A 13643-nucleotide genomic window follows, 5' to 3' on the forward strand; every position below is an offset into this window, starting at 1 on the left:
TACCTATTCTAGGAGGGAATATTATGATAATGACAAAACTATCAACGAAGAATCTCGTATCACCAAAAGGTTTTAAAGCGGCAGGCTTACACTGTGGGCTTAAACATAAGAAAAAAGACTTAGCAATGTTAGTAAGTGAAGTGCCTGCCAGTGTAGCGGGTGTATTTACAACGAATGCGATTCAAGCAGCACCACTAGGCGTTACAAAAAAGGTAGTATATGAAACAAAACAGATGCAAGCATTAATCGTTAACTCTGGTAATGCGAATGCTTGCACGGGGAAACAAGGTAAGGTTGATGCAGAAGAAATGCAACAGCTTACTGCTGATAAACTAGCTATTGATGCTAATTTAGTCGGTGTTTTTTCTACAGGTGTCATCGGTGAAATTATGAATATGGCGCCTGTACGTCAAGGTGTAGCTAAATTAGATTTACAAGATTCACTCGAGAGTGCTATTGATTTTGCCCAAGCGATTTTAACGACTGATACGGTAATGAAAAATACTGCCTATTCTACAATTGTAGATGGAAAGGAAGTAATTATCGCTGGCACAGCTAAAGGTTCTGGTATGATTGAACCAAATATGGCAACAATGCTTGGCTTTATTACAACCGATGCAAATATTTCTTCTGAAGTATTGCAACAAACACTCTCTTCATTAACAGATGTAACATTTAATGCAATCACAGTAGATGGCGATACATCGACGAATGACTCAGTCGTTATTATGGCAAACGGTTTAGCAGGAAATGAACCTTTAACACCAACACATCCAGACTGGGCAAACTTTTATAAAACGCTACAAGTGGTAGCAGAGGATTTAGCTAAAATGATTGCTAAAGATGGAGAAGGTGCCACAAAGCTAATCGAAGTCAATGTCGTGCAAGCGTTAACGGATGAAGAAGCGCGCAAAGTTGCGAAAACAGTAGTAGGCTCTCCTCTCGTAAAAACAGCTGTCTTTGGTGCAGATGCTAACTGGGGACGCGTTATCGCTGCTGTAGGTTATAGCGGGGCAAGCGTAGACCCGGATAAGATTGCGATTAAAATTGGTGGTAAGCTTTTAGTAGAAGACGGCGAGCCAGTGCCATTTTCGGAAGAAGAGCTTATGCAAATTTTAAAACAACATGAAGTGAAAATTGACGTTTCTTTAGGCCAAGGTGAAGGAAGCGGCTTAGCATGGGGGTGCGACTTAACTTATGACTACGTTCAAATCAACGCCTCATACCGTTCGTGAGCGAATGGTAATTAAGCTAGGGGGAAGTACTCTTGAAGGCTTAACAGAGGAATTTTTTAAAAATTTTAAAAAGCTACAACAACAATATGATTTAATTATTACGCATGGTGGTGGACCAGCCATTAATCGTACGCTAGAGGCGCAAAATATCACTTCTTATACAGTAGAAGGTATTCGTGTGACGAGTGAAGCGGCCATTGATGTTGTGCAATCAACATTAATCGGTATTGTTAACCCGAGTCTTGTCCATGAACTTACACAAGCAGGTATTACGGCTGTTGGTTTAAATGGCTTTGATAGTCAGCTTTTACTCGCTGATTATTTAGATGAAGCAACATACGGTTTTGTTGGTGAAGTGAAACAAATTAATACAAACTTACTAGATCGTTTAATTGAAGCAGGTATTGTGCCGGTTATTGCTTGCGTAGCAACAACGACAGAAGGTCAAGCGCTTAATATTAATGGTGATACAGTAGCGAGTGAAGTCGCCTTAGCTGTTAATGCTAAAAGCTTACTGTTAGTAACGGATGTTGACGGTATTCGTATTCAAGAACAATACCAAGATGAGGTAACACCACAGATGATTAATGCATGGATTGCATCTGAAGATATTTACGGAGGAATGATACCGAAAGTGCAAGGCGCACTAACTTGCTTACAAGCAGGCATTCCGACTGTACAAATTGTAGGTGCAGCTTTAACTGGCACCATTATTAAAAGTGAGGGAAAATAAATGACAGTATTATTTAATAACTACGGTCGTCGCCCCGTACATCTCGTAAAAGGGCAAGGGACAGAAGTGTGGGATGATACAGGGAAACGTTATTTAGATTTTACAAGCGGTATTGCAGTACTAACGCTAGGACATGCTAATCCATTGCTCGTAAAAGCATTGCAACAACAAAGTGAGAAGCTTTGGCATGTGTCTAATTTATTTGCAAGCCCAGAACAAGAAAAATTAGGTGCTTCGCTAGTTAAAGATACACATCTTGCACATGCACTATTTTGTAATAGCGGTGCTGAAGCAAATGAAGCGGCAATTAAGCTTGCACGAAAGCATTCTGGTAAACATCATATTATTACATTTGAAAAGTCGTTCCACGGTCGTACGTATGCAACAATGGCGGCAACAGGGCAAGATAAAGTAAAACAAGGTTTTGGCCCACTTGTAGATAAATTTACGACGATTCCATTTAACGACGTTGCAGCCTTAAAGCAAGCGGCAGATGACACAGTCGGAGCCATTATGTTAGAAGTTATTCAAGGTGAAGGCGGCGTTAACGTAGCGACAGAAGAATTTATTGCTGCAATCAATGAAGTGAGTAAAGAACATGGTATTTTAGTTATTGTTGACGAAGTGCAAACAGGGATTGCGCGTACAGGTAAGCGCTATGCGTTTGAATATACTGCACTAAAGCCCGATATTGTCTCTTTAGCAAAAGGATTAGGTGGCGGTTTCCCAATTGGCGCTATTTTAGCTAAAGCAGAGATGTATGATACGTTAGGTCCTGGTTCACACGGTACAACATTTGGTGGTAATCCACTCGCTGTAGCAGTAGCTCAAACTGTTATTGATACGGTGTTTACTGAAACGTTTTTACAAAGTGTAGCTGAGTTATCCGCGTATGCTAAGCAACAAATTACAGAAAAATTATCACAGTTTACAGTAGTAGGTGAAGGGTTATTGCTAGGGCTTGTCTGCCCAAATGGTGATGCGGCAGCCTATGTGGCAAAAGCAGAGCAACAAGGGCTATTAGTTGTCCAAGCGGGTCCAGGTGTCATTCGCTTAGTGCCACCACTTACAGTAACAAAAGAAGAAATTGACGAAGCGATTGCTATTCTTCAAACACTCTAAAAAATAAAACCACCTTGTTGGGTGCTGCACCCCAAAAGTTAGAGTAAAAACTAACTTTTTGGGGTGATTTTTTTATGGCTAAATATAGTGAAGAATTTAAATGGAGCGTTGTGCAAGAGTATTTAGAAGGTTCATTAGGAATGAAATTAGTTTCGAAAAAATACGGACTTTCTGATCATTCTATAGTCAGACGTTGGGTACGTGCTTACAAAGCGTTTGGACGTAAAGGATTAGCTGTTAAGAAAAAGAAGACGATTTATTCTGTTCAATTCAAAGTGGATGTATTACACTTTATGAAACAAACAGGTGCTTCTTATCAAGAGACGGCGATTCAATTTAAGCTGAATAACCCGAGTGTAATTGCCAATTGGAACAGTAAATTTCTTAAAGAAGGGATAGAGGGCCTGCAAGAAAAAGCAAAGGGGCGCCCATCTATGTCTAAAAAAACAAAAACAACATCAATAAAAAAAGAAAAAGAAATGTCACGTGAGGAGCAATTGGAGCGTGAAAATGAACTACTTCGATTGGAGGTCGCCTATTTAAAAAAGTTGAAAGCTTTTCGAGAGAACCCGGATACCTTCCTCGAAAAGCACAAGCAGTGATTGCCTTTGAACTCAAAGGAGAAGGATTCCGATTAAAAGATGTATTGAAGCGTGTCGATTTACCAGAAGCAACGTATCATTATCACATGAAACAAATGGCGAAAGCAGATCCAGATCAAGCTTTGAAAACGTTGATAATAGAGCTGTTTGAGGAACATGAAAGTCGTTATGGCTATCGTCGAATTCACTCACAGCTAAAGGCGAAAGGTTATACGATTAATCACAAGAAAGTGCAAAGAATTATGCGGGATTTGAATTTGAAATGCGAGAAATTTGGACGTAAATCACGTTATAAATCTTATAAAGGCACTGTTGGAAAAATCGCAAAAAACCGATTAAACCGACGTTTCTATACGCCATACGCCCTTCAAAAACTAGTGACTGACGTAACTGAATTTAAATGTACAAATGGTGAGAAACTTTATTTGAGTCCCCTAATGGATTTATATAATGGAGAAATTATCGGTTTCAGTATGTCCAAGAGGCCGACGCTTGAATTCGTCATGAAATCACTGGAACAAGCGCTACCAATCATTCAAGAACGAGCTGAATATCGTACAACAATTCACTCAGATCAAGGCTGGCATTATCAACATAAATCATGGGTCAAAACCTTAAAGCAGAACAAGATTTTCCAAAGCATGTCTCGTAAAGCAACGTGTGCAGACAATGCCGCAATGGAGAACTTCTTTGGCTTATTAAAACAGGAAATGTATTACGGGGAAGAATTAGTCTCCTACGAAGTGTTACAAAAGAGAATTGAGCAATATATCGATTACTACAACAATGATCGAATTAAACAAAAACTGGCCGGCATGAGCCTGATAAAATATCGGACACATGCCAGCCAATTAGCTGCATAATAAAAACTCTAACTTTAAGGGGTCACTACCTTGAGGGTATCACAAGGTGGTTTTATTTCACTATAGGTGACATAGAACTATAAAAATGGTAGATCGCATCGTTTTGCGATCTACCATTTTTTTATGATTCAGCCGGTGGTGTAGACTCCGCTGGCTTTTCTGGTTCAGTTTTTGGTGGGGTAGTTTCCTCTGGTTTTTCTGGTTCAGTTGGCTCTGTCGTTGGTGGTTGTTCTTCCTTATTTTCTTCTTCTACTTCCTCTTTTGGCTCTGGTATTGAAGTAGCTGTATTAGAAGCACCTGAAGACATACCTTCAATGTTAACCGCGACAACGATGTATGAACCACCTGCCCCAACTGTCATACTGTATGGTCCGGACTCAGGAATAGATGCAATTAATGATTGACCACCGCCAGATACATTATAGACGCGGTAACCTACCACATCATTTGAACTTGAACGTGACCAACTGAGCGTACTACCGTTCATAGAGACGGAAGGCGGTGCAGGTGCAAAGCCGTTAACTGGGAAACTCACGGCTGCTCCACCGCTTGCGAGCGTAGAGCCTTTTGGCACTAGACGACTCGGGTCTCCACCTAAAGGTCCGAGCATACGTTTTACGAACGCTGGATTTAAGCCACCACCGCTTTTTTTAATAAATTCAGCAGGGGTATTCGGTAGCGCTGTATAGTACTTACCATTAATCATCACAACAGAGGCACTAGCCATACTGTCATCTGTCTTAGAAGGTAAGAACACTTTAGCGTTAAATAAATCAGATCTTACTAAGCCAGCTTGGGCACAGGCATTTGATGGTGCCATGCCTGACATGCCACAAAACGAAGCATATACGACATTTTGTGGTTTAACAAAGCCATCCTTTGGTGCTGCCCAATCAGGGTGTGTATCGTATACACCGTTCATTAAACGTGCCCATAATAAATTAATACGTTTGCTTGGCTCCATATACGTATTATTGAAAGTATAAAGAGAACGAGGTTGGTCATAACCCATCCAAACGCCTAAAGTTACAGTAGGGTTATATCCAACAAACCATACGTCTTTATATTCCTCAGAAGTACCTGTCTTGCCTGAGAATTGATAACCAAATTTTAAGTTTTGCTTAGCGCTTAGTCCTGTACCGTTGTTAAATACATCACGCATCATATCTGTCATGATATATGCTGTTTCAGGGCTAAATACAGGTGTTCCTGCTGACTCATGTTGATAAACAATGTTACCAGTAGGGTCTTCGATTTTTTCAATGATATACGACTCCACGTATTGGCCACCATTTGCAAAAGTAGCAAATGCATTGGTATTTTCCTCAATCGTCGTACCGTATTGTAAGCCACCGATACCTGTTGCTAAGTTCTCTCTATCTTCAGCGGTGATTTTAGAGAAGCCCATTTTTTCTAAAAACGATGCAGGGCGTTGGTCTAAAATACTGTAATACAAACGTAAAGCTGATAAGTTTAATGATTGTGCTAACGCTTCACGCGCTGGTACTAAACCAGCTTCATAGCTCGATGTATAGTTGCCTGGTTGGTAGCCACGTAAATTGAATTTAACATCGACAAGTGGGCTACCTGCACCGATTTTACCGTATTCAATTGCAGGACCGTATACGAGTAGCGGTTTCATCGTAGAGCCGTTTGAGCGGTAGGCTTGTGTAGCGTGATTTAACTCTTCAATTTCAAAGTCACGACCACCTACGAAGCTTAAAATACGGCCCGTTTTATTTTCGATAAGTATGCTACCTGTTTGCACGGGTTGCTGAATTTCGACATCTTCACCGGACTGTGGGTCCTTAACGACTTGTGTATAAGTTTGGCCATAGTATTGATAGTCTTTAGCAATCTTTTGCATTGCATCGTACATATCCTTTTTGACAGTCGAATGGATACGGTAGCCTTTTGAACGAATTTCACGATCAGCGAGCATTAAATATTTATCTCGTAAATTTTCTTCTTCTTTTAAGCGCGCAGGGTCTATTTGGTCTTGCTCAGCTAATAAATTAGCAACTACTTCTTTGGCACGTCGCTCAATTTCGTAAGTTAACCACGGATAAACATCTTCAGGACGCTGTGTTGGCTTAGTGAAGTCTTGCGTAATATCATAAGCCATTGCTTTTTTATGTTCTTCTTTAGTAATATAGCCTGTTTCTAGCATACGGTTTAATACCGTCTTCATGCGCGCTAAGCCGTCTGCTAAATAATCTTCACTTTTTACCGTACCTAAATTAGTAAAAGGCGTATACGTGAACGGGTTTTGCGGAATACCAGATAAGAACGCAGCTTGTTCTAGTGTTAGGTCAGCAGCACTGACGCCAAATACACCTTGAGCCGCTGTTTCGATTCCGGCGATATTACGGCCAGAAGCGTTACGTCCATAAGGAATGACGTTTAAATAAGCTTCTAAAATTTCTTCTTTTGTCATAAAGTGTTCAAGTCGCATAGCTAGTAAGATTTCCTTCGCCTTACGCTCATACGATACTTCATTCGTTAAAATTTGGTTTTTAACGAGTTGCTGTGTTAATGTTGAGCCACCAGTTTGGTTAGCAGAGTTTAATACGTCTTGTAGCACGCCACGTATTAAAGCTTTAGGTACAATCCCCTCGTGTTCTCTAAAATACTCATCCTCTGTAGCAAGTACAGCATTGACAACGAAAGGTGATACTTTATCAATCGAAGTTTCGCGGCGGTCTAAATCGGTACGAATATTGCCGATATAGATGTTATCTGCGAAGTACATTTCACTCGTTTCTTCATAATTGAAGACAAGATCGCGCATCTCTTTTTCCGTACGGAGTGGCTCTTTACTTACAAGGGATGCAAAATAGCCAGCGCCTACAGAAAATGCAAACACGCCACCTAATATTGCCATAACGAGTAATAATAAAGCGAGATTCCAAGTAATTGCACTTGAAATACGAACTTTAGCCATCCATGGTTTTTCAAAAAGTTGTTCGATGCGATTGTTGACTTTAGCAATCCAATCTTTCACTTCATCGACCTCCTATAAATCTTGTCCATTATAGCATAATAAAATATTTACGAATATATTTATTGACAATGAAATAAAAAACGGTAAAATAGCTAGTATAGTTTTATAACATTTTTGCAAAGATTGATTTGCAGTAGTTTTTATACTCCCTGTTTGAGAGAGTTAGCGGTCGCTGTGAGCTAACCATAGTATAAAAATGAATTACGTATCAGGAGCAAAAACGTGCCACGCCGCGTTATGGTGAATGAAGTGGAAGAGTAATCTTCAAGTTGGGTGGTACCGCGTTTATACATAGACGTCCCTGCATGCATAAATTTATGCGTGCAGGGCTTTTTTTATCTGCACGTAAACTTTAGGAGGAAATCATAATGACAAATGAATTAATTCAAGATTTAGAATGGCGTGGGCTGTTATACCAACAAACAGATGCTGAAGGTATGGCTAAGCTGTTAAGCGAAGAAAAAATTTCATTATACTGTGGTGTAGATCCAACAGCAGATTCTATGCATATTGGTCATATTGTACCTTTATTAACATTACGCCGCTTCCAAATGCACGGACATAAACCTGTATTACTAGTAGGTGGAGCAACAGGTATGGTTGGTGACCCATCAGGCCGTTCGGAGGAGCGTCAATTGCAAACGACGGAGCAGGTGGATCAAAACGTTCAAGGCATTAAAAAGCAATTAGAAATGATTTTCGATTTTGACGCAGCAAGTGATAATGCAGCAAAATTAGTGAACAATAAAGATTGGATTGGCAAATTAACATTAATCGACTTCTTACGTGATTACGGTAAATTATTAAGCGTTAACTACATGTTAGCAAAAGATAATGTAGCTTCACGTCTAGATCAAGGGATTTCATATACAGAGTTCTCATACATGTTAATGCAAGCGGCAGACTTCGTGCATTTATATGATAATCACGGTGTACGTATGCAAATTGGTGGCTCTGATCAATGGGGTAACATCACAACAGGTTTAGAAGTATTACGTCGCACGCATGACGAAGAAACAAAAGCTTACGGCTTCACAATTCCACTTGTGACAAAAGCAGATGGTACAAAATTCGGTAAAACAGCTGGCGGTGCAGTTTGGTTAGATGCGAAGAAAACATCACCATACGAGTTCTACCAATTTTGGATTAATGCGGCGGATAGCGATGTTGTCAAATACTTAAAAATCTTTACTTTCCTAAGCCGTGAAGAAATCGAAGCATTAGCTGTTTCTGTTGAGGAAGAGCCGCATTTACGTAAAGCACAAAAAGCTTTAGCGCGAGCTATGACAAGCTTAGTGCACGGCGACGCAGCACTTGAGCAAGCAGAGCGTATTACACAAGCTTTATTCTCAGGTGATTTAAAAGCACTTTCAGTAGAAGAAATGCGCGATGCATTTAAAGGTGTACCGACAGCTGAAATGCCAAAAGAAGATAAAAACATCGTAGACTTTATCGTAGAAGCGGGTATTTCTTCTTCAAAACGTCAAGCACGTGAAGATGTGACGAACGGAGCGATTTCTATTAATGGTGACCGTGTACAAGATTTAGACTTTGTAGTAGATGCATCTGTACGTTTAGATGATGCCTTTACGATTGTACGTCGTGGTAAAAAGAAATACACAATGGTGACATTTAAATAAAGTAATATAAGCAAGTGGCGAAAAACAATCGTATTTCGCCACTTTTTTATTTTGGTGCTCAATATAAAAAACCTCCAACCATAAAAGGTAGGAGGTTTTTAATTGTTGCGCTATGCAACGAAGTTTTATTAACGAGAGTAGAACTCTACGATGTAAGCTTCGTTGATTTGGCCGTCTAGCTCAGAACGTTCTGGCATGCGGTTGAAAGTACCAACTTTGTTATCAGCATCGAAAGTGATGTATTCTGGTACGAAGTTGTTTACTTCTAAAGCCTCGTTAACAGCTGTAAGGTTTTGTGATTTTTCACGTAGAGAAATCGTTTGGCCTACTTTAACGCTGTATGAAGGGATGTCTAGGCGTTTGCCATCAACAAGGATATGACCGTGGTTAACTAATTGACGAGCACCACGACGAGTACGAGCGAAGCCCATACGGTATACTAGGTTGTCAAGGCGAGTTTCAAGAAGAATCATGAAGTTTTCACCGTGTTTACCTTGCATTTTGCCAGCTTTGTTGAAAACTGTGCGGAATTGACGTTCGTTTACACCGTACATGTGGCGTAATTTTTGTTTTTCTTGTAATTGTAAAGCGTACTCAGATAATTTCTTACGTTGCGTTGGGCCGTGTTGACCTGGAGCGTAAGGACGCTTTTCGATTTCTTTACCAGTGCCGCTTAGTGAAATACCAAGACGACGAGATAGTTTCCATGATGGACCTGTATAACGAGACATAATTGTGTCTCCTCCTTTAAAGTTGGTTTTTGTTGTAAAACAAACCAGATGTATCTAGAGTACTAATTATTTTGTTTTCATGCATCTTCACCCATGCAGCCGACGTAAAGGTTACGCGATACACCATCTATCATGTATAATAGAGGAACAAAATAAAAAAAGTACACATACAACTGCTGCACTATTTTACACATAGGCTATCTTAACGCTATTGATGTAGGAAGTCAACTGAAAATAATAGTGTGCTATTTAGCTCACTAGGACTAATTAACGAAATGAATAAAAAAATACATTGAAATATCATATATTTACGGTAGAATTGTGTATAAAGATATAATAAGTAATAGTCAAAATGTCACTATTGGGCTATACTATTACGTAATGAAGTGAAAATCGAAGGATTGGAAATAAAGGTGATACGATGTCAAATCATGAACAACAACTTAAAGATATTAAATCAGATATGCTCGGTTTAATTACAAATGCTGAATTAGAATTTAATGACTTTAACAAATATGTATGCGTCTTAGATCCCTGTCTCAAAAAGCACTTCGATATCACGAGTAGTATTTTTTTGAAGTGTGAGTCGGAAATTTTATTACCTATAAAGAAAGACCCGCATGATCATATTATACAGGATGCGATATCTTGGGCGATGATTGAGCCGTACTTTTTTCAAAATAAAGTAGTAAAAAAGCCTGTTTTATTAGAGGGGTATACACAGTATACAACGATGACAGATGCTATTTTATTACAACGTAAAAATGAAAAACCTGTGGGAGTCTTACTCATTCAAGCTACACCTACATGGTATGAATTTACACAATCAGCAAGCTTTAATGAATTTTTACGTATTTTAACGGATGTTTTATATAAGGTAGAAAGAATTGCAAACGAAAAAACAAATGAAGAGCATTATCGTAAATTATTTAAAATTACAGACTTATTTCATTCAACGATGGACGTTGATATCATTCTAGAAAATATGTTAGTGACATTAGAAAAGCAAATCCCTCATCTTAATGTCGATTTAATTTTATCGAATGATCAAGATCGCGAGCTGACGTTAAACGTCAAACTATTTGACTATGCTGCAGAGCGACCTTCAACAATTGAGGCTTTTGTATCAGGAGAGTTAACATTTGAGCAAGCAGTTGACTTAAAATGTCGTATCTTAAATGCGCCTATTAAAGGCCGCCAAGCCATTTATGGTATTTTACAAATTTCAGGGCCAGAAGGTTATGTATTTTCCGGAAAAGAAAAAGATTTCATTCGTATGTTAGCAGACGCATGTGGCAATGCTTTAGAGAATGCGAAGTTGCATCGACAATCAAATCGATTAATTAGTGACCTTCAACTCATTAATGAAACGTCACACCGCCTTAATATGAAAATGGACATTGATGAAATGTTCGTTTACTTAAAGTCGCAACTTGAAAAATCATTTCAGCCGCAAGAAATTTGCTTTATGTTTAGAGAGCAGGGGAAATTAACATTAAAAGAAGCTTCTCCCTTCTTTAGTGAGTCAGTTGCCAAGTTGTATACAACCTATGTAGAGGACCGTTTTGAAACTAGCAAAGATCCGATATTTATTGCTGATTTTAGCCGTCAAGTCAATCAATCAGTGGCCTATAACTCTATGATGGCGATCCCCATTCTGATTGAAGAAAAAACACACGGCTATTGCATGGTATTACATAAAGATTCGTATTTTTTCCCGTTTGATAGTTTTAAACTCATGCAATCTTTAATTCATCATTCATCTTTAGCGATGGCCAACACTATTTTACAAAACCAGTTGCAAGAGATGGTTGACCGTGATCATTTAACGAAGCTATATGCGCGAAGCTATCTAGACAAATATGTAGAACAAGCGCTGGCGCAACATGCACGTGGCATGTTCTTTTTAATTGATATTGATAATTTTAAACGTGTAAATGATACGTACGGTCACCAAATCGGTGATGAAGTGCTTGTACAAATTTCTAAACAGCTGAAAGCAATGGTCGGAAATAAAGGCATTTGTGCGCGTTGGGGTGGCGAAGAATTAGCGGTATGTATTCCAGATGTAACAGCTGCCCGTGCAAAAGAAATTGCAGCCAAGTTTGTAGAAGTCATGCCAACCGTCACCAAGCCCAAAGTAACCATATCGGCTGGTTTAATTACATGGAATACAGATGAACAACCTATTTTTAAATCAATTTTTTCTCAAGCTGATGATGCTTTATATCAAGCAAAAAATAGTGGTAAAAACCGATTCGTCGTTTATGGTGAGTCTTAAACATAAAAAGCATTATTCCTACATTAAACGGAAATAATGCTTTTTATTTGTTATAGATACTTTTGAATTGTTTTTACAATGTTTTCTAAACCTGCGCGGTCCAAATCACTAAAGCGAGCAGTAACAGGGCTATCGATATCTAATACGCCAATCACTTCATTATTTTTACGGAGAGGAATCACAATTTCAGAGCGTGAAGCTGCATCACAAGCGATATGACCTGCAAATTGATGAACATCATCGACGACAATCGTCGTGTTCGTTGCCGCACTTTCACCACACACACCACGTCCTAATGGAATGCGCACGCAAGCAGGTAACCCTTGAAACGGTCCTAGCACGAGCTCGTCTTGTTCCTTTAAATAAAAACCTACCCAGTTGATAGTATGTAAAAATTGGTTAAGTAAAGCGGATGTATTGCTTAAATTAGCGATAAGGTTAGGCTCATCCGCAATTAAAGCTTCTACTTGTTGCTGTAAAGTGGCGTATTGTTGCATAAGATCACCTTGATAGGCTACTTTTTCAAACATTATAATTTCTCCTTTATACGTTCAAAATTTTGATGTAACCCTTTTACTGTGTGCGCGTCTGACCCGAACACAAGGGGGACACCGAGTGATTTAGCGAATGTAATCATTTCATAGGGCGGATAGGGTTCTAAACAATCAGGTTTTGAAAGACCGGCGCTATTAACATCGAGCTCCCACTCATGGGTCTTCATTAAGCGTAAAATATGTTCAATTTGTTTAGTGTCATCAATGGTCTCCTCAAATGAAAGCTGAAATTTATGAACGAGTGTAGGATGGCCAATGCGCTTAGGGCGATAGGGTCCTAAATCAGTTAAAATTGATTTTTCAACAGTAGCGTAATATAGGTCGTATACCGCTTGGTAGCTACCAACTTCAAGCGCGAATTGTGAAAATACTTCTGCCGAAAAATCAATGCAAGTATAGGTGTTTTTATGACGCAAAAAATGTACAGATAGTATAGCATCATCGAGTTGGCTACCATACGTTGTTAAAAAGTCTTTTGTTTGTTGTTCAAAACCTTCAATGAAGTCGACTTCTAAACCGCATAGGATAGTAATATCATTTTGATATTGATGTTTTATGGTTGAGATAGCGTGGAAATAGTCTTCTAATAATTCAAGTTTCATTCCGCTATCCTGTTCAGGCGTAGGGTCAACAAAGCCTGGTGGGAGGGGGGCGTGTTCAGTAAATGAAATTTCGGTAAAGCCGGATTTAATCGCTTTTTCTACATAGTCTTGTAACGCATCTTGAGATCCATGAGGGCAAAATGGCGTATGAATATGTTTATCTTGCTTTAGCATAACGACACAACCTTTCATTGAATTAGACGTTTTATTTAAAAAAGCCTACAAATTAACGTGCGTTAGTATATAATGTATACTAAACTTATTGTATAGTAAAAA

General features: G+C 39.0%; 11 protein-coding genes and 1 other annotated feature. Of the genes, 7 read left to right on the top strand and 4 right to left on the bottom strand.

Features of this window, described 5'->3' with window-relative positions; translation table 11 throughout:
* The first annotated feature begins 23 nt into the window (after positions 1–23).
* The 5 genes from argJ (at position 24) to DDE80_RS04050 (ending at position 4555) form a co-directional block, all read left to right on the top strand.
* On the top strand, positions 24–1235 hold the full coding sequence (gene argJ / locus DDE80_RS04030) for a bifunctional glutamate N-acetyltransferase/amino-acid acetyltransferase ArgJ (protein WP_108306402.1): 1212 nt from the start codon (positions 24–26) through the stop codon (positions 1233–1235).
* Positions 1198–1968: an acetylglutamate kinase gene (gene argB / locus DDE80_RS04035; RefSeq protein ID WP_108306403.1), complete on the top strand. Its 771-nt coding sequence runs from the start codon at positions 1198–1200 to the stop codon at positions 1966–1968. The genes argJ and argB overlap by 38 nt, the downstream gene beginning before the upstream one ends.
* Positions 1969–3090: an acetylornithine transaminase gene (argD, locus tag DDE80_RS04040; RefSeq protein WP_108306404.1), complete on the top strand. Its 1122-nt coding sequence runs from the start codon at positions 1969–1971 to the stop codon at positions 3088–3090.
* Positions 3091–3164: 74 nt separating this feature from the next.
* A complete protein-coding gene (locus DDE80_RS04045) occupies positions 3165–3692 on the top strand; it encodes a helix-turn-helix domain-containing protein (RefSeq protein ID WP_108306405.1) in 528 nt (175 codons plus the stop codon).
* Complete coding sequence (locus DDE80_RS04050) at positions 3689–4555, top strand: IS3 family transposase (protein WP_235612271.1); 867 nt, start codon at positions 3689–3691, stop codon at positions 4553–4555. Before DDE80_RS04045 ends, DDE80_RS04050 begins: the two co-directional genes overlap by 4 nt.
* A 121-nt stretch (positions 4556–4676) precedes the next feature.
* Here the strand turns inward: DDE80_RS04050 and DDE80_RS04055 are convergent, their stop codons facing one another.
* Entirely contained in the window at positions 4677–7559 is a 2883-nt protein-coding gene (locus DDE80_RS04055) for a transglycosylase domain-containing protein (protein ID WP_108306407.1), read from the bottom strand.
* Between the two features lie 110 nt (positions 7560–7669).
* Positions 7670–7865 (top strand) — a binding site (T-box leader).
* Positions 7866–7927: 62 nt separating this feature from the next.
* On the opposite strand from DDE80_RS04055, the gene tyrS reads away from it, so the two are divergent.
* Positions 7928–9199: a tyrosine--tRNA ligase gene (gene tyrS / locus DDE80_RS04060; protein ID WP_108306408.1), complete on the top strand. Its 1272-nt coding sequence runs from the start codon at positions 7928–7930 to the stop codon at positions 9197–9199.
* A 128-nt stretch (positions 9200–9327) separates the two neighbouring features.
* Here tyrS and rpsD read toward each other — a convergent pair whose 3' ends face one another.
* Entirely contained in the window at positions 9328–9930 is a 603-nt protein-coding gene (rpsD, locus tag DDE80_RS04065) for a 30S ribosomal protein S4 (protein ID WP_108306409.1), read from the bottom strand.
* Positions 9931–10351: 421 nt separating this feature from the next.
* On the opposite strand from rpsD, the gene DDE80_RS04070 reads away from it, so the two are divergent.
* Positions 10352–12211, top strand: a complete 1860-nt coding sequence (locus tag DDE80_RS04070) for a sensor domain-containing diguanylate cyclase (protein WP_108306410.1) — start codon at positions 10352–10354, stop codon at positions 12209–12211.
* Between the two features lie 50 nt (positions 12212–12261).
* Here DDE80_RS04070 and DDE80_RS04075 read toward each other — a convergent pair whose 3' ends face one another.
* Both DDE80_RS04075 and hisJ read right to left on the bottom strand, forming a co-directional pair.
* Positions 12262–12741 (bottom strand): GAF domain-containing protein, encoded by a 480-nt coding sequence (locus tag DDE80_RS04075; protein WP_108306411.1) that lies wholly within the window; start codon positions 12739–12741, stop codon positions 12262–12264.
* A complete protein-coding gene (gene hisJ / locus DDE80_RS04080) occupies positions 12741–13541 on the bottom strand; it encodes a histidinol-phosphatase HisJ (RefSeq protein ID WP_108306412.1) in 801 nt (266 codons plus the stop codon). The genes DDE80_RS04075 and hisJ overlap by 1 nt, the downstream gene beginning before the upstream one ends.
* Positions 13542–13643: the final 102 nt, after the last annotated feature.

Origin of the sequence: Metalysinibacillus jejuensis (assembly GCF_003057615.1) — a bacterium.
Classification (GTDB): domain Bacteria; phylum Bacillota; class Bacilli; order Bacillales_A; family Planococcaceae; genus Metalysinibacillus; species Metalysinibacillus jejuensis.

Excerpts from the sequence above, each read along its gene's own strand:
- argJ (WP_108306402.1), top strand. The coding sequence starts at position 24 with ATGATAATGACAAAACTATCAACGAAGAATCTCGTATCACCAAAAGGT.
- argB (WP_108306403.1), top strand. The coding sequence starts at position 1,198 with ATGACTACGTTCAAATCAACGCCTCATACCGTTCGTGAGCGAATGGTA.
- argD (WP_108306404.1), top strand. The coding sequence starts at position 1,969 with ATGACAGTATTATTTAATAACTACGGTCGTCGCCCCGTACATCTCGTA.
- DDE80_RS04045 (WP_108306405.1), top strand. The coding sequence starts at position 3,165 with ATGGCTAAATATAGTGAAGAATTTAAATGGAGCGTTGTGCAAGAGTAT.
- tyrS (WP_108306408.1), top strand. The coding sequence starts at position 7,928 with ATGACAAATGAATTAATTCAAGATTTAGAATGGCGTGGGCTGTTATAC.
- rpsD (WP_108306409.1), bottom strand. The coding sequence starts at position 9,930 with ATGTCTCGTTATACAGGTCCATCATGGAAACTATCTCGTCGTCTTGGT.
- DDE80_RS04070 (WP_108306410.1), top strand. The coding sequence starts at position 10,352 with ATGTCAAATCATGAACAACAACTTAAAGATATTAAATCAGATATGCTC.
- DDE80_RS04075 (WP_108306411.1), bottom strand. The coding sequence starts at position 12,741 with ATGTTTGAAAAAGTAGCCTATCAAGGTGATCTTATGCAACAATACGCC.
- hisJ (WP_108306412.1), bottom strand. The coding sequence starts at position 13,541 with ATGCTAAAGCAAGATAAACATATTCATACGCCATTTTGCCCTCATGGA.